The sequence below is a fragment of the Bradyrhizobium sp. WSM1743 genome (genome assembly GCF_000473065.1).
In the GTDB taxonomy this organism is placed as follows: domain Bacteria; phylum Pseudomonadota; class Alphaproteobacteria; order Rhizobiales; family Xanthobacteraceae; genus Bradyrhizobium.
In genome coordinates this window covers 14,797-30,816 of sequence record NZ_AXAZ01000009.1, presented here as the reverse complement: position 1 = coordinate 30,816, position 16,020 = coordinate 14,797, and the positions used below count along the sequence as shown (strand labels likewise).

Below are 16,020 nucleotides of genomic sequence, written 5' to 3'. Positions count from 1 at the left end.
ATCCATGCTGCTCACCCGCCAGACGCTGCCAAAGACCATTCCTGACATCGCTGCGCTCGACGAGCTCTTGTGCCGGCCGACGCAGGCGCTGGTCGACGACCTCACGAAGGTCGAAGGCGATATCATGATCCTCGGCGTCGCCGGCAAGATGGGCCCGACACTGGCGGGGCTCGCGAAAGCCGCCGTGCCGGACCGCCGCATCATCGGCGTCGCGCGCTTCAGCGACCCGAGCGTGAAGGATTGGCTGCAGGCCCGCGGCGTCGAGACCATCAATTGCGACCTGATGGACGAGAAGGCGATTGCGGCGCTGCCGAAGGTACCGAACATCATCTTCATGGCCGGCCGCAAGTTCGGCGCCGAGGGCGATCTGTCGCTGACCTGGGCGATGAACGCCCACGTGCCGGCGCTGGTCGCGCAGGCGTTCCCGTCCTCGCGCATCGTGGCGTTCTCGACCGGCTGCGTCTATCCGTTCGTCCCCGTCGACGGCAAAGGCGCGACCGAGGAGATGGCGCCGAATCCGCCCGGCGAATACGCCCAGTCCTGCGTCGGCCGCGAGCGGATGTTCGAATATTTTTCGCGCAAGTTCGGCACGCCGGGCCGGCTGTTCCGCCTCAATTACGCGATCGACATGCGCTACGGCGTGCTGCACGATATCGCCACCAAGGTGCTGACGGGCACGCCGATCGATGTCAGCCTCGGCCATGTCAATTTCATCTGGCAGGGTGATGCGTCGGCACAAGCGCTGCGCTGCCTCGCCCATTGCACGATGCCGACCTCGCCGATCAATGTCAGCGGCAACGAGATTTTGGCGGTGCGCGATCTCGCCCAGAAGTTTGGCGCAAGGTTCGGCCGCGCGCCGGTGCTGACGGGCAAGGAAGAGCCGACGGCATGGCTGACCGACACGACCAAGGCGGTCGAGCTGTTCGGCCTGCCGGTGGTCGACACCGAGCAGCTGATCGCCTGGACCGCGGATTGGGTCTCTCGGGCCATGCCGAGCCTCGGCAAACCCACCAAATACGAGGTGCGCGATGGACGCTACTGACGGGCCGCCCGTCCTTAAGCTCGACGTCCAGGATGCAATCGCCGGGCTGGCGCTGTCGACGGAAGCGCATTGGAACCAAACCGAAGAGGACTGGCGCATCTTCCTGCGCGACGGCATCGTGTTCGGCATTCGCGACGGCGCGCGACTGGTCGCGACGGCGGCCCTCTTGCCCTATTCCGGCAACAACGCCTGGCTCAGCATGGTGCTGGTATCAGGCACGCACCGCCGCCGCGGCCTTGCAACGCGTCTGGTCGATGCCTGCCTGGAAACGGCGCGCAAGAATGGCCTGACGAGCTGGCTCGATGCGACGCCCGATGGCGCCGCCGTCTACGGGCCGCTCGGGTTCACGCCGACCCTGCAATTGCGCCGGCTGAGGCTGGTGAAATCCGCGCAGGCATCCGCGCCGGTGCCAACAGCCGCAACGCTCGGGGCGCTTTGTGCCCGCGACCGGCGCGCAACCGGTTTCGACCGGACTGCTCTGCTGACCGCCTTCGCGCAGCGCTCCGGGTCACGCATCGTTTCAGCAAACGGATGCATCGCGCTGGTCCGCGACGGCAGAACCGCGCGCCATATCGGCCCGTTATTAGCCGACAATGCCGCGGCAGCTCTGGCCCTGGTTGACGCGATCGTGCGCTCCGAGACCAGCCCGCTCCTGCTCGACGCCGTCGCATCGCAAGCCGTGTTTCTGGAAGGATTGAGTGCATCCGGCTGGACCATCGAGCGGCCATTTCAGCGCATGCGGTTCGGCCCTGCCAACATCGCTGCCGAAGAAACGCCATTCGCCGTCGCCGGCCCAGAATTCGGATAGGACATCATGCACCACAGCCAGATCAACAGCGACGTCCACAGGCTGATCGCCGAGGGCACCGTGCTGCCGGCACATCCCCTCGCACTCACTGCCGACCGCCAGCTCGACAAGACGCACCAGTGCGCGCTGACGCGCTATTACATCGACGCCGGCGCGGGCGGCCTCGCCGTCGGCGTGCATACGACGCAGTTCGCGATCCGCGACGTCGGCCTCTATCGTCCCGTGCTCGAGCTCGCCGCCGAGACCGCCGCGAACTGGACCAAGCGGCCGCTGGCGCTGGTCGCGGGCCTTGCCGGGCCAACCAGCCAGGCAACCACTGAAGCCCGTACCGCCCTCGACATCGGCTACCACGCCGGCCTGCTCAGCCTCGCCGCGATGAAGAGCGCCTCCGAGGACGAGATCATCGCGCATTGCACGGCGGTGGCCGCCGAGATTCCGCTGGTCGGCTTCTATCTCCAGCCGGCCGTCGGCGGCGTCATCCTGTCGAGCCGCTTCTGGCAGCGCTTCGCCGCGATCGACAATGTCATCGCGATCAAGATCGCGCCGTTCAACCGCTATCGTACGCTTGACGTGCTCCGCGGCGTCGCAGCCGCCGGCGCGCTCGACCGCGTCGCGCTCTACACCGGCAATGACGATCACATCCTGCTCGATCTGATGCTGCCATTCGATCTCCGCGACAACGGCGTCACCACGCGGACCTATTTCAAAGGTGGCCTGCTCGGCCACTGGTCGGTCTGGACCGCAAGCGCCATCAAGCAGTTCGAGCGCTGCAAGGCAGCGCGGCACAAGGACAGCGTCCCCGCCGACCTGCTCGCGCTCGATGCCCGTGTCACCGATTGCAACAGCGCCTTCTTCGATGTCGCCAACAATTTTCACGGCTGCATTGCCGGCTGCCACGAGGTCTTGCGGCGCCAGGGCCTGATGAGGGGCCTGTGGTGTCTCGATCCGAACGAAGGTCTCAGCCCCGGCCAGAAAGAAGAGATCGACCGCGTCACGCGCGAGCACGCCGACCTCAGCGACGATGCCTTCATCGCCGCGAACTTGAACAAATGGCTGGCATGAGCTCAGACCCGTTCATCAGCCTGCAGGGCGTCCGCAAGGTCTATCGCTCTGGCGGCACCGAGTTCCTGGCGGTGTCCGACGTCACCATGGACGTGGCTGAAGGTGAGCTCGTCTCGTTGGTCGGCCCGTCCGGCTGCGGCAAGACCACGGTGATGAAGATCCTGGCCGGCCTGCATGGCGCCGATGGCGGCACCGTCAGGATAGGCAATGCCAAGAGCCCGTTTGATCCGACCCGCGACATCGGCATGGTGTTCCAGCAGGCGCTGCTGCTGAAATGGCGGACCATCCTGGACAACGTGCTGCTGCCGGCCGAGATCGTCGGTCTGCCGATGAAGGCCGCGCGCGAGCGGGCGCGCGACCTGCTCAACCTCGTCGGGCTCGCCGGCTCCGAGCAGAAATATCCGCAGCAGCTGTCCGGCGGCATGCAGCAGCGCACCGCGATCGCGCGCGCCTTCATTCACGATCCAAAACTGATCCTGATGGATGAGCCGTTCGGCGCGCTGGATGCGCTGACGCGCGAGCAGATGAATCTGGAGATGCTGCGGATCTGGCGCGAGAGCGGCAAGACCATCATCTTCGTCACGCATTCGATCCAGGAAGCCGTCTTCCTGTCCTCGCATTGCGCCGTGCTGACCGCGGGGCCTGCGAAGATGGCCGACTATTTCGCGATCGACCTGCCCTTTCCGCGCGACCTGCCGCTGAAGACGACCGACGCGTTTGGAGCGTATGCACGAAGGATCTATGCGAAGCTAGGACTGGGCGCGGCGTAGACGATAGTCTGTAGCCCGGATGGAGCGCAGCGCATCCGGGAATGCTCATCGTGACACACGAACCCGGATTACGCTTGCGCTCCATCCGGGCTACGAAAGCAGGGCGCGGCGTAAACACCGCGCTCTATTCTTCCGCTCAGGTCTTGGTGCGCATCTTGCTGAGCAGATAGTTGTCGTAATAATTCTCCGCGATCTGCGTATAGAACAGGAGCTCCTTCATATACGCGTCGTGGCTCTCCTTGGTCCGCTTGAACAGGTCGCTCTTGGCGGCGAGCTCGTTCAGATGGTCCTGGGTCGCGTTGTAGCAGGCCTCCAGCACCGGTTGCGGGAACGCCTTCAGCTCCGCGCCGTTCGCGATCAGGCGCTTGAGCGCCGCCGGATTCACGCTGTCGTATTTTTCGAGCATCCAGGCGCCGGCCGCCGAGCCCGCCTGGTTGACGATCGCCTGATATTGCTTCGGCAGCGAAGCCCATTTCTCGTCGTTGACGATCATGTGCAGCATGGCGCCGCCTTCCCACCAGCCGGGGAAATAGTAGTACTTGGCGACCTTCTGGAAACCGAGCTTCTCGTCGTCATAGGGACCGACGAACTCGGCCGCATCGATCGTGCCCTTCTCGAGGGCCGGATAAACGTCACCTCCCGCGATCTGCTGCGGAACGACGCCGAGCCTTGCCAGCACGTGGCCGCCCATGCCTGCAATGCGGAATTTGAGACCTTTGAGGTCGTCGACGGTCTTGATCTCCTTGCGAAACCAGCCGCCCATCTGGGTGCCGGAATTGCCGCAGAGGATGGCATGCGCCTTGAAAGGCTTGAGCGCCTCATTGGTGAGATCAGCGCCGCCGCCGAAATGCCACCAGGATTCCTGATGGCGATGGTTCATGCCGAACGGTGCACCGGTGGCATAGGCCAGCGCCGGCTCCTTGCCGATGTAGAAATAAAGCGGCGTCTGGGCCATCTCCACCGAGGCGGTGCTGACGGCATCGAGCGCCTGAAGACCGGGAACGATCTCGCCGGCCGCAAAGGTCTGGATCTGGAATTTGTTGTCGGTGGCCTCAGCGACGTATTTCGCAAACGTCTGCGCCGTGCCGTAGATGGTGTCGAGCGATTTCGGGAAGCTCGAGGTCAGGCGCCATTTGATCTCGGGCGCGCTCTGCGCGATCGCAGGTGCAGCAACCAGCGCGGCAGCGCCGGCGACTGCGCCGCCCCTAAGGAATGTACGGCGTTTCATGATGGGTCTCTCCCTTGAAGTCGGCATCGAACGGATGGCCTTCGCCACGGTCTTGGCGAACCGTTTGCCCGTTCCTGGACCGGAGTTCAAGCTGCGACGGAAGAGACGGTGCCGGCGAGGCGGCGATGGCTCAGACCTCCTGAGGGAGAACCGACAGCACTCTCATGTCGCCGCCGCTTCCTCGTACAGTCCGGCGATGAAGTCGCTGAACGTCGGTGCAAGCGGCAGGACATAGCCCCATTTGTCGGACATCGCCTGCGCCAGCGTCCAGGGCTTCTCGTACTCGGCCATCTCGTGGTCCATGAACCAGATCCTGCCGAAATGGGCCTTGTCGATCGTCATGCAGATCGGATTGCCGCCGTGGTCGCTCATGATCCACAACAGCTCATCGACAGTCGGCCATTGCGGCGTCTGGCGGGTCTGGACTAGCGAGCACTCGTCGCGCCGCAATCCCAGCACCTCTTGCACCGCACCCGCCCAGTCTCCTTGCGGCCAGTTGAACTCGGCCGCCCCCTGCTGATAGCCGCCGGCGCAGGCCAGCAGGAAGCGGCGATAGTCGTCCGGCAATCGGCAGCCGATGGAGGTCTCGAAGGCCGCGAGCGCCGCCTCTGTCGGCTGCTCCGCGCCGGCGCAATCGATGCCTGCGATGAATTTTGCCAATTCCATTAGACCCTCTCCCTGGCGCGGAAGCGCGCATGGCTTCGTCGCACCCGCCTTGCAGCGGGTTCGAACGCGAGGATCAGGACGACAGAAGCGTTGCTCTCAGAGCAATTTCGCGCTGACGAACAGCGCGCGCACAGCGTTGGTCGCCTGCACCGCCAGCATGGCGTTACCGGCGGCGCCTTCCAGGGCCGCGATGGCGTCCTCGTGCAGGGAGCGGAATTCCATCCACTCGACCGACTTGAAGTTGGTGAGGAATTGATAGGCCTGACCGACGGTCGCGATCGCCAACGTGTCACCGTTCAGCTTGATCTTGAATGTCGTGCGCAGCGGAGTTTCGGAACTTGATGGATCACTCATGGGCTGCTTCTGGAGGAGGACGACTTAACGAAGGGGAAACGGCAGCACCCCCGCCGTCATAGGCGGATATCAGGAATCGGTGCTCGCGCGCTGCGAAGCGGTCGCCGATCCGCGCAGGCTCGGCACCACGACCAGACGGTTGAACTCGCCGTTGTCGTAGGCCTTGAGGAAGCGATCATAGTCCTTGATCGAGACACAGCCGTTGGAGTCGCCACGCGGCCCGAGCATGTAGTTGTGGGTGAGCAGACCGACGCGGCCGAGCGCGCTGGTTCCCTCGGTCGGCGTCATGCGCAGTGCCCGGACGCCGTGGAATAGCTTTTCGCGCGGCTTGAGGTCGTAGGTCGCCGGCGGCGTCGCGCCGACCATGCGCTGGTCGACATGGTCGGGGTCGTCCATCAGCGCGCCCATGCCGGAATGGGCTTCCAGCGCCACGCCGCTCGGCAAGTACACCGCCTTGGCCGAGATGTCATAAACCGCCGTCCGCGAATCGTAGCCGAGGGCGGCAAGATCCGGCGCCTTGCCGAACAGCCCGTCGCTCGGAGTCAACGAGGCCAGCTTGATCTTGTCGGTGAATTTTTCGAAGAAGTTGCGGTTATCGACCCTGGGGTTGGTCTCCGCATAGGCTTGGCTGGAGGCGATCTGGGCGGAGAAGTCCGCCTGGACCGGACGCGAGCGCGGCATCGGAACGACATCGGCGTGCTGTTGCGAGGGCCTCGCCTCCTCGACCGCGGAGGAGTGGTCGTCCTCGGTCAGGATCGAGCGCCAGTCGTCGCCCTGGAGCCTCTGGGCGAGCATCGCCTTGGCGTCCCGCAGCTTGAGCTGGACCGCATTCACGGCGGAGCGCTCCAGCGCCCGGAGCCCGAGCTCGCGGGGCGACGGGCTGCCGGAGGCCGACGCGAAACGGTCCTCGAACGAAGGGGCATTCGCCGGCGGCAAGGCGGCGGAGACCAGCGGAGTCGAGTCGCCCATATCCGCGACCCACGCGGCGGTGCCAAGCGCCAGCGCGATCGCTGCCAGAGACAGCATGATCGTCTCGGTGCGCCCGACACGGCGGCGCGACAACAGCCTCTCGGCATGTGCTGCGTCGGAAACCATCAGATCCCCAAATCGACCCCCGGGGGTACCACCCCCACCCGGAGACTCTATACCAGCTACCACATTGGGAGCCAAAAGTTAGGCATAATCGCGGCCGGCAAGCCCCCTAGGTATCCAATGACCGATCCTTTCGATCTCTACCGCTTTGTCCGGGCCCAGGACCCGGTCTATCGCGACGTCCAGGGCGAGCTGGCCCGGGGCCGGAAGCAGACTCACTGGATGTGGTTCATCTTCCCGCAGGTCGCAGGCCTCGGCTTCAGCGCCATGTCGCAGCGCTACGCGATCGGCTCCCGCGCGGAGGCCGAGGCCTACCTCGCCCACCCCGTCCTCGGGGTGCGCCTGATCGAATGCACGCGACTCGTGCTCGCGATCGAGGGCCGGACCATCAATGCAATCCTCGGCGCGCCGGATGACGCGAAATTCCGCTCGTCGATGATGCTGTTCGGCGCGGTGTCCGGCGAGCCCGTCTTCGATCAGGCGATCGCCCGATATTTCGCAGGCGAGCGCGACGGCGCCACGCTGGAGATCCTGGCGAAGCTCGACCGCACATCCGGCTGAGGTGACGGGATCGGCAGCGTAAACCCGCGATTAACAAGGACAACCTATCGTCCGGGCAAAATAATTCTCCGCCATTTGCCGGGCAGATCATGAAAATCGGTACGCTCCTGACCAGCGCCATCGTCTCGCTCTCGACGGTGGGCGGCGGCCTCGCCGTTTACGTCGCGGTGACGAAGTACCAGACGATGGAGCGCATCTCCGAGGCGCAAGGCCGGCTCGCGATCGTCCGCGCCGTCAGCGACATCCCGCGCTATCTCAATCCCGAACGCGGCTTTTCCACCAACATCCTCTACGGGCCTGCGACCATCGATCCCGCGCTGCTTGCCGAGCAGGAGAAGCTGCGCAAGCAGACCGACGGCGCCCGCGACAAGATGAACGCGCTGCGCAAGGAGCTGCCCGGCCCGTTCGACGACGGCACCACCATCGGCAGCAACATCGACGGCATCGATGCGAAGTTCACGGCGCTGCGCGAGGCGATCGACAAGGCGCTCGCCGGTCCGGCGGAGGCGCGCAAGGACGCCGCCAAGAAGATCGTCGCCGACAACGCCGTGCTCAACGGCGGCGTGACCGCGCTGCTCAACGAGCAGGTCCGCCGCATGGCGATCCTGAACGGTGACGCCTACCGGCAGGCCAGCTACGCCAACACCGCCATGACTCTGCGCGACGTCGGCGGCTTCAACTCCAGCCTGCACAAGAATCTCGTCGGCGGCAAGAAGCCGGCGACCGACACCGAGAAGGCCGACATCGGCCGCTCGCAGGGCCGCAACGATCAGCTCGTCATGGCGCTGCTGGAATTGCGTGGCAATCCGGCGACGCCGGCCAATGTCGCCGCAGCGCTGGAGAAGTTCAATTCGGTCTATGTCGAGGAGTTCGGCCGCGAGCTCAAGCTGGTGAAGGACGGCGCTGTCAGCGGCAAGTACGAGCACGACATGGACACTTATTACGCCGCCACGCAACGCGGCCTCGGCACCATCATCGAGGTCCGCGACGCCTTCTACGACAACGCCGAGCAGATCCTCGCCGGGGCTTCCTCGGCCGCACGCACCAGCTTCACGATCGCACTCGCCGGCCTTCTCGCCGTGCTGATCGCGAGCGTCGGCCTCATCGTGATGGTTCGCCGCCGCGTCTGCGCGCCGATCGTGACCCTGACGACGCGGATGTCACGGCTCGCCGATGGCGAGGTCGCGGAAAGCATTCCCGGCGCCGAGCGTTCCGACGAGATCGGGGCGATGGCCGCTGCGGTTCAGGTGTTCAAGGACAACATGATCCGGGCCGACCGGCTCGCCGCCGAGAAGCAGACCGAGAACGACGGCAAGATGCGCCGCGCACAAGCGCTCGACGATCTGACCCGCGCCTTCGAGGCCAAGGTCACCGAGCTGGTCGGCGGCCTGTCCCGGGCCTCCGCGACCATGGAAAGCACAGCGCAGTCGATGACCTCGACGGCGGCGCAGACCAACAGCCAGGCCGCCGTGGTCGCCGCCGCCTCCGAGCAGACCTCGACCAACGTGCAGACCGTCGCCAGCGCCACCGAAGAGCTGACCTCCTCGATCGCGGAGATCGGCCGTCAGGTCGCCCAAAGCACCGAGATCGCGGCCCGCGCCGTCGATAACGCCCGCCGCACCGGCGATACCGCTCGTGCCCTCGCCGAGGGCGCGCAGAAGATCGGCGACGTCGTGACGCTGATCCAGAGCATCGCCGAGCAGACCAACCTGCTCGCGCTGAACGCGACCATCGAGGCCGCCCGTGCCGGCGATGCCGGCCGCGGCTTTGCCGTGGTCGCCTCCGAAGTGAAGTCGCTGGCCGGCCAGACCGCCAATGCCACCACCGAGATCTCCGAGCAGATCACGGCGATCCAGACCGCAAGCGACGAGACCGTGGCCGCGATCCGCAACGTCGCCGACGTCATCGCCGAGATCGACCAGATCGGCACCGCGATCGCCGCGGCGATCGAGGAGCAGGGCTCGGCCACCAAGGAGATCGCGCGCAGCGTCCAGGAGGCCGCCCGCGGCACCCAGGAGGTCAACAGCAACATCTCCGGCGTGCAGCGCGCCGCCGACGACACGGGAGCCGCCGCGACAGAGGTGCTGGGCGCCGCCGAGCAGCTCTCGACGCAGTCGCGCGATCTCGCCGGACAGTTCGACCGCTTCCTCGGCGAGGTCAGGGCGGCGTAAGAGCACGGATTCGTAGCCCGGATGGAGCGCAAGCGTAATCCGGGACGGTGCCGTTGACGCACGAGATCCCGGATTGCGCTGTGCGCTCCATCCGGGCTACGGCAGCGTCTTCGCGGCGAAGGACATCAATACGGCGGCGCCTTGCGCGCCCGCTGTGCTTTCGCCGCCTCGATCCACCACAGCAAATCGTCGGCAAAGCGCGGGAACGCGCGCTCCAGCGCCTTGCCTCCGTCGCCGATCGGCTCGCCGTCGGCCGACAATGTCTGCGCGATCGGGCCGACACCGACGGTGCTCGACACCACCACCATGCCCATCTCCGACAGCGTGCCGTGCCAAGCGGTCGCGGCACGCGCGCCGGACAGACGGCCGGCCGAATAGCTCGCGATCGCGGCCGGCCGCCAGAACCACTCTTCGAGGAAATGGTCCGTGAGGTTCTTCAGGCCGGGCTGGATGCCCCAATTGTACTCGCCGGTGACGAAGACGAATCCGTCGGCGTCGCGGATCTGCCCGGCCAGCTTCTCCAGCTCAGCGGGCGCCGAGCCCTTGGGATATTCCTTGTACATGCGGTCGAGCATCGGCAGCCCGATCGCCTTGGCGTCGATGAATTCGGCCTCCTCGCCGCGGCCGCGCAGCCGATTGATGACGAAATTCGCAAGGCGAATGCCCATGCGGTCGGAACGGTAGGAACCGTAGAGGACGAGAATGCGATTGCTCATGGCAGGACGGTAACACGAAACCGGCGTCAGGCCCTACTCGATTTGTCGCACTATCGTCCGCGACCGCGGGCCAGCGTTTGCGACGGCATCTCGCCGAACTGGTCGCGGTAGCTCCTGGAGAAATCGCTGAGATGCCAGAAGCCAAACGCCAGCGCGACCGCCTTGACGCTATCGGCCCCGGCAAGAAGCCGCCGGCGCACCAGCCACAGCCGGCGCAGACGCAAATAGCGGTGCAGGCTCATGCCGCGATAGCGGCGGACGACGTCGTGCATGGTGCGCACGGACAGGCCAAGCTTGCGCGCAATCTCATCGCTGTAAATCGGCTGCGACAAGTCGTCGGAGAGCAGCGCGCGAATATCCTGGAATATCCTGAAATTCCGTCCGTCGTTGGGGCCCAGGGTCCAGCGGGCCGAAACGACGCTTTCGAAGGCTTCGTCGACGGCTCCGAGCAGGGACTCCTTCATCGCCGCGCCCTTCAATAGGAGCTCCGGTGCCTCGACAGCGCCGGACGCCTCGGCCAGCACCTGGCGAACCACGCTGCGCAGCCGGTGCAAGCCGGCCGCGGAGATTTCAAAAATCTTGAAGCTCGAGAGCGTGTGCGGCCAGCCACGCCCCCTCACCTCCGGCCTGAAAACCACTGAGGCGATTTGCCTCTGCACCTCCTCAATGGTGGTGTAGGCCGCGCCGCCGCTGCCAATGACCACGACCGGTCGCGCACGTTGCGAGCCGTTGAAGCGAATGGGTGCGTTGAGGTCGTCCATCGTGAAGCCGATCGCCGTGCAATTCTCCACGAGCTGTGCGTCAACCACCCGCGGAAACGCGCGCGTCAAATTCACGTCGCAGCCGGGCAACGACAGGATTGTCTGCTCAGCCGAAATCTTCCGTACAAGAGGCGTGAATTCGAAATTCAGCCCGCGTATGGCGTTTCGAAATTCGTCGGCATCCGAAAAGCGAAATGTCTTGAGTGCCACCCTCGACACATCATCAATGCTGTTCATGGCAATAAGAAACGCAGCGTCGTGTTTGACGTGCATCCGGCTGCGTGCCGCTTCCCCCCTTCGGTTTTGCATTGCACCGCACAATCAAACTGTCCTGGTCAATTGAAGTTACCTCCAATTGAAAAAACAGGCCGGGAGGCATGTCTTGCCAAATTTCGATAGCATTTCCCGAAATTCGGCGGTGCATAATACCCCGGCATTTAATTCTCAAAATTAAAAATTAACGGATTTAAGGCGCAATAACGAACGTTGTACAGTCAAATTTTTTCAATTCAGGCTCCTGCCATGATGGCAAATTCGCCTGCTGATATTCTGGTTGAGTTGGAAGACGCAGTCGCAACGTGTCCGCTGAACCGCTGCACTCGCATCCTCTCCGGCATCTTGCAGTTGCTCACCGATAGCCGCGACCGGCCTCAGGAATTGCTCGCCAATGTGGCCGACGGCGTTCTGCTGCGATTGACGGAGCGGGTTGAGGCCAGTGCGCTGATCGATCTCAGCGCGGCGCTCGCGGAGCTCAAAGCGGCTCCGCCGAAGACCGTACGACGTCTCGCCTCGCACCACGATCCGGAGGTCGCGTGCCCGGTCTTGCTCAGATCGCAGTCGCTGTCCGCGGCCGATCTCAAGTCGATCGTGGCCGCGAGCGGCGAACGGCAGCAATGTGCGATCGCCGGCCGCGCGCCTATCGATCCCCTGGTGATCGAGACGCTGATCAACGGCGGCACCCGCAGCGCTTGCATTGCGCTGATCGGCAATACCAAGGCACGATTCTCTGATGCCGCTTACGTTGCGCTCGTTGAGAGGTGCCTGACGGATGATGAACTCACGAAGGCGCTGGCGCTCAGGCCGGACACGCCCGACGCAGTCATGCGGGAATTGCTGCCGGCTTCAGCAGCTGCGAAAGCCTGCATAGCGCCGAAAGCCGCCGTTTCGCTTCAAGCCGCAACAGCCGTGCCAACCGCCCCCAAGCTGCCCTGCACGGCTGCCTATGCAAGCGCGCGGCCGGAGATCGTCGCGCTCAACCGCATCGGCAAGCTCAACGATTCCACGGTGAACCGCTTCGCCATCCGCGGCGAGACCGCCAACCTCGTTACGGCGCTATCGGTGCTTTCGGGGGCTCCCATCGAGATCATCGAGCATGTCATGACCGACGACGATTGCGAGGGTCTGGTCATGGCCTGCCGTGCCTCGCGGCTGAACTGGCAGACCACGTTTGCCATCCTGAGCAACCGCTGCGGCACAAGGCTTTCCTTCGCCGAGCGCGAACGCGCGCAGCACATTTTCGAGACGCTGCTTCTGTCGACCAGCCAGTGGACGGTGCGTTGGGGGGAAATTGCCGCAAACGCCAAGGAGAGCAGTCGGGGAAATCGCGGCGTAAAGAGGGGGATTAGCCGATGAAAATCAACGGTCGCAAAGCCGTTCGCGTGAAAATGGACCACAGGCGGCCGATCAATCTCATGGGTTCGGACGGCACCTGGCGACGCAGCTGCTTACTGCTGGACGTGTCGCAAAGCGGCGCCAAGATCGAGGTCGAGGGCACGCTCGACGTGCTCCGGGCCAAGGAGTTCTTCATGCTGCTGTCGTCGACCGGTCTCGCCTACCGGCGCTGCGAACTGATCTGGATCGACGGCACCACGGCTGGCATCCATTTCATTACCATTGGCGGCAAGAAGAAGCCGGCAGGCGCACCAGCGCCTGCGCAGAACCCGGTTCAGAGCAAGTAGATTCGAACAATCCACCCACTGTTTTGAGTCAGACCGTGCAGCACGTGCGAACCAGATCCGGCCTCCTCAATGGTGACGGCGGCATCCGAGAGACAGGGACCGTTCGTCCCTTCCTGCACGTGCTGGCCGACACGTCCGACAAGCTCTCAGGCGTCTGCTCGATCCTCGAGGAGAAATTCACTGTTGCAGGCGAGCGACTAGATGCCGATTCCAGGCTGTCGCAGACGCCGGCCATCATCGTCATCCGCGCGGAGCTGCGCGACCTCGACAATATCGCCGCCATCAAGAAGCGGGCCGGCAAGCTGGCGAAGGCCAGGAAGCGCATCTTCCTGCTCGAGCACACCTCCCACGTCTGCATTTCGCAAGCCTACGCGCTCGGGGCGACGCTGGTCCTTCCCAGCACGGTCGGCCGGACCAGACTGCTGGCGGCACTGACCGATCCGGCCGACGAATCGTCCGCTGCGTCAGGCGACGCACCGCAACCGGACAACGCCGTCGAGGCGGCGGCGACCGCTGTCGCATCGATGTTCACGGCTGTGACGCTGGGCCAACCGCTTGACGTAAACGGCACCAAGGAAGCCGGTCGCCAGATCGCCGATCGCATCGGCCAGCATGGCCTGACGGAGTGGCTCATGACGGTACGGCGCCATCACGAAGGAACCTATCAGCATTGCCTGCTCGTGACCGGCATTACCATCGACTTCGGACTGAGCCTCGGCGTCGGCAGGGCCGACCTGGAACGTCTCTACTCGGCTGCCATGTTCCATGATATCGGCAAGGCGCGGATTCCGCTCCCCATCCTCGACAAGCCGGGCCGTCTTGATGCCGCGGAACGCACGCTGATCGAAACGCATCCCGCCGCCGGCTACGAGTTTCTCAAGGACCATGACGGGATCTCGCCGGAGATACTGGACGCCGTTCGCCATCATCACGAGTACCTCGACGGGAGCGGCTATCCCGATGCGCTCTGCGGCGATAGCATTGGCGACATCGTACGGATTCTAACGATCTCGGACATTTTCGCGGCGCTGATCGAGCACCGGCACTACAAGCCGACCATGCCGCGCGCGGAGGCCTACAACGTTCTGTGCGGGATGACCGGAAAGCTGGAAAAGGCGCTGGTCCACTCGTTCAAGCAGGTCGCGCTCACGCGGTGAGCGCGGCAGACCGGTCTCGAACGCGGCCTAATGCGTCGCACGATAGCTGGCGCGGCGCGGGATCGACCGGCAGGCCAGCCCCTCGGCCAGCAGCTTCATGTCCTCGTGCCGGCCGCTGCGAATCAGCCGGCCGAACTCGTCAGAGGTGAAAGGAAGACTTGGATCATCATCGATCTTGTGCCGCAGTCGCGGACCGAAGAACCGCCGAACCAGGCTAGCCAGCCGCCGCATGTTAATTCCCTCGCGCCAGCAACAAACCTCTCAGTCCGCATATTGTTCCTCCCGCATCTTCGAGATTGCAAGAGGCCGCTCGCGACACCGCACCAAAAATTTCCGCCAGAGAATAATCTCCTCTTCCACGTGCTAATCGGCAAAACCCACGTAACGCACGAACTCGTCGTTGTGCTCGCGGTCCGAGCGAATCGCGTTCGCGGCAAAGCTGTCGTCGGGATAGCCCATCGCGACGCAGGTCATGATGACCTCGTCCTCCGGAATCTTGGCGACCTCGCGCACGATGTCGGAGCGCACGATGCCCTACCCGTTGCTGACAGAGCCGAGACCGCGGTCCCACGCCGCGAGCACGATGCCACCTCTTGAACCTCCCCGCCCGTTCATCCGCCTGCATCGCGATGCGACGCCGGTTGCCGATGCGGCGCGCAAAACCTATGCTAACGGCCAAGCAAGACCAAGAACCCTGTGAGGAAACCCCATGGCCGCACCGCTCGATCCCGTCATCGCCCAGATCATTCCGCTCATGCCGATGCGCGATCCCGCGGTCATGACGCCACAGAGCGCCCGCGATTCCTTGCGCGCACTGGCTGCCTCGCGCGCCGCCATCCCGCCCCCGCCTGTCGACAGCGTGCAGGATATCAAGGTGCAAGGCGGCGCCGGCCCGCTCGACGCACGCGTCTACCGCGCCGGTCCCACGCCGGCACCGACGGTGGTGTTCTTCCATGGCGGCGGCTGGGTTGCGGGCGATCTCGAAACCCACGACCGGCAGGCGCGCAACCTCGCGATCGAGACCGGCGCGGTCGTCGTCTCCGTCGACTATCGTCGCCCGCCCGAGACGCGCTTTCCCGGCGCCTTCGAGGACGCCTTCGGCGCGGTGCGCGACATCCTCGACCGCGTCGCGGAATTTGGCGGCGATGCAAAGCGCGTGGGTGTCGCCGGCGACAGCGCCGGCGGCAATCTCGCAGCGACCGCCGCGATCGCCTGCCGCGATGCCGGCATCAAGCTCGCGGCGCAATTGCTGGTCTATCCCGTCACCGACGTGCTCGGCGCTTACGCCGACGCGCGCGAAAACGCGCGCTATCCCTCGCGCGCGGAGAATGCCGAGGGCTACTTCCTCACGCGCGCGACGATGGAATGGTTCTGCGGCCACTATCTCGCCGATCCCGGCCATGCTTCGGACTGGCGCGTCTCGCCGCTGCGGGCCGCCTCACTAACAGGCGTTGCGCCGGCGATCGTGACCACCGCCTGGTTCGATCCCTTGCGCGACGAGGGCGCCGCCTATGCGCGGGCGCTGGAGGCGGCCGGCGTCCGGGTCAAGCACCATGAGGGCCCCGGCCTGATCCATGGCTATTTCGGCATGGGCGACGCCTCGGACGTCGCGCGCGCCGAAGCGCAGCGCGCGCGGGCCGACTTCAAGGCGTTGCTCGGGCGGGGTGTATAGCC

18 protein-coding genes are annotated in these 16,020 nt (G+C 64.9%); 10 read left to right on the top strand and 8 right to left on the bottom strand.

The window, feature by feature from the left end:
- The first annotated feature begins 4 nt into the window (after window positions 1-4).
- The 4 genes from YU9_RS0107190 to YU9_RS0107175 are packed head-to-tail and all read left to right on the top strand — an operon-like array spanning window position 5 to window position 3,682.
- Window positions 5-1,042, top strand: coding sequence for an NAD(P)-dependent oxidoreductase (locus YU9_RS0107190; RefSeq protein WP_027572186.1), 1,038 nt, complete (start codon window positions 5-7; stop codon window positions 1,040-1,042).
- Entirely contained in the window at window positions 1,029-1,850 is an 822-nt protein-coding gene (locus YU9_RS0107185; RefSeq protein WP_027572185.1) for a GNAT family N-acetyltransferase, read from the top strand. The genes YU9_RS0107190 and YU9_RS0107185 overlap by 14 nt, the downstream gene beginning before the upstream one ends.
- Before the next feature lie 6 nt (window positions 1,851-1,856).
- A complete protein-coding gene (locus YU9_RS0107180) occupies window positions 1,857-2,912 on the top strand; it encodes a dihydrodipicolinate synthase family protein (protein WP_027572184.1) in 1,056 nt (351 codons plus the stop codon).
- Complete coding sequence (locus YU9_RS0107175) at window positions 2,900-3,682, top strand: ABC transporter ATP-binding protein (protein WP_027572183.1); 783 nt, start codon at window positions 2,900-2,902, stop codon at window positions 3,680-3,682. Before YU9_RS0107180 ends, YU9_RS0107175 begins: the two co-directional genes overlap by 13 nt.
- A 136-nt stretch (window positions 3,683-3,818) precedes the next feature.
- Here the strand turns inward: YU9_RS0107175 and YU9_RS0107170 are convergent, their stop codons facing one another.
- The 4 genes from YU9_RS0107170 to YU9_RS0107155 form a co-directional block, all read right to left on the bottom strand.
- Complete coding sequence (locus YU9_RS0107170; RefSeq protein ID WP_027572182.1) at window positions 3,819-4,910, bottom strand: TRAP transporter substrate-binding protein; 1,092 nt, start codon at window positions 4,908-4,910, stop codon at window positions 3,819-3,821.
- 162 nt (window positions 4,911-5,072) lie between these two features.
- Window positions 5,073-5,576 carry an SMI1/KNR4 family protein gene (locus YU9_RS0107165; RefSeq protein WP_027572181.1) on the bottom strand — a complete coding sequence of 168 codons (504 nt, stop codon included), beginning with the start codon at window positions 5,574-5,576 and terminating at the stop codon, window positions 5,073-5,075.
- 96 nt (window positions 5,577-5,672) lie between these two features.
- Window positions 5,673-5,930 (bottom strand): hypothetical protein, encoded by a 258-nt coding sequence (locus tag YU9_RS0107160; protein ID WP_027572180.1) that lies wholly within the window; start codon window positions 5,928-5,930, stop codon window positions 5,673-5,675.
- A gap of 69 nt (window positions 5,931-5,999) precedes the next feature.
- Complete coding sequence (locus tag YU9_RS0107155) at window positions 6,000-6,956, bottom strand: DUF2778 domain-containing protein (RefSeq protein WP_027572179.1); 957 nt, start codon at window positions 6,954-6,956, stop codon at window positions 6,000-6,002.
- Between the two features lie 186 nt (window positions 6,957-7,142).
- Between YU9_RS0107155 and YU9_RS0107150 the strand changes: the two genes are divergently transcribed.
- The gene (locus YU9_RS0107150) at window positions 7,143-7,583 is read left to right on the top strand and encodes a DUF1810 domain-containing protein (RefSeq protein ID WP_027572178.1); all 441 of its coding nucleotides are present in this window, start codon (window positions 7,143-7,145) and stop codon (window positions 7,581-7,583) included.
- Between the two features lie 89 nt (window positions 7,584-7,672).
- Window positions 7,673-9,754, top strand: a complete 2,082-nt coding sequence (locus tag YU9_RS0107145) for a methyl-accepting chemotaxis protein (protein ID WP_027572177.1) — start codon at window positions 7,673-7,675, stop codon at window positions 9,752-9,754.
- A 125-nt stretch (window positions 9,755-9,879) separates the two neighbouring features.
- Here YU9_RS0107145 and YU9_RS0107140 read toward each other — a convergent pair whose 3' ends face one another.
- Entirely contained in the window at window positions 9,880-10,470 is a 591-nt protein-coding gene (locus tag YU9_RS0107140) for an NADPH-dependent FMN reductase (RefSeq protein ID WP_027572176.1), read from the bottom strand.
- A gap of 50 nt (window positions 10,471-10,520) precedes the next feature.
- Window positions 10,521-11,468: an AraC family transcriptional regulator gene (locus tag YU9_RS0107135; RefSeq protein ID WP_027572175.1), complete on the bottom strand. Its 948-nt coding sequence runs from the start codon at window positions 11,466-11,468 to the stop codon at window positions 10,521-10,523.
- Window positions 11,469-11,753: 285 nt separating this feature from the next.
- Here YU9_RS0107135 and YU9_RS0107130 point away from each other — a divergent pair, with 285 nt between their 5' ends.
- Genes YU9_RS0107130 through YU9_RS0107120 form a run of 3 tightly spaced genes read left to right on the top strand, consistent with a single transcriptional unit; the run spans window position 11,754 to window position 14,346 of the window.
- Window positions 11,754-12,863: a DUF2336 domain-containing protein gene (locus tag YU9_RS0107130; protein WP_027572174.1), complete on the top strand. Its 1,110-nt coding sequence runs from the start codon at window positions 11,754-11,756 to the stop codon at window positions 12,861-12,863.
- Entirely contained in the window at window positions 12,860-13,189 is a 330-nt protein-coding gene (locus YU9_RS0107125; RefSeq protein WP_027572173.1) for a PilZ domain-containing protein, read from the top strand. Before YU9_RS0107130 ends, YU9_RS0107125 begins: the two co-directional genes overlap by 4 nt.
- A 35-nt stretch (window positions 13,190-13,224) precedes the next feature.
- Window positions 13,225-14,346, top strand: coding sequence for an HD-GYP domain-containing protein (locus YU9_RS0107120; protein WP_027572172.1), 1,122 nt, complete (start codon window positions 13,225-13,227; stop codon window positions 14,344-14,346).
- A 27-nt stretch (window positions 14,347-14,373) separates the two neighbouring features.
- Here the strand turns inward: YU9_RS0107120 and YU9_RS0107115 are convergent, their stop codons facing one another.
- Window positions 14,374-14,577: a hypothetical protein gene (locus tag YU9_RS0107115; RefSeq protein WP_027572171.1), complete on the bottom strand. Its 204-nt coding sequence runs from the start codon at window positions 14,575-14,577 to the stop codon at window positions 14,374-14,376.
- 132 nt (window positions 14,578-14,709) lie between these two features.
- Window positions 14,710-14,874, bottom strand: a complete 165-nt coding sequence (locus YU9_RS45495; protein WP_245266319.1) for a hypothetical protein — start codon at window positions 14,872-14,874, stop codon at window positions 14,710-14,712.
- Between the two features lie 181 nt (window positions 14,875-15,055).
- On the opposite strand from YU9_RS45495, the gene YU9_RS0107105 reads away from it, so the two are divergent.
- Complete coding sequence (locus YU9_RS0107105; RefSeq protein ID WP_027572170.1) at window positions 15,056-16,018, top strand: alpha/beta hydrolase; 963 nt, start codon at window positions 15,056-15,058, stop codon at window positions 16,016-16,018.
- Window positions 16,019-16,020: the final 2 nt, after the last annotated feature.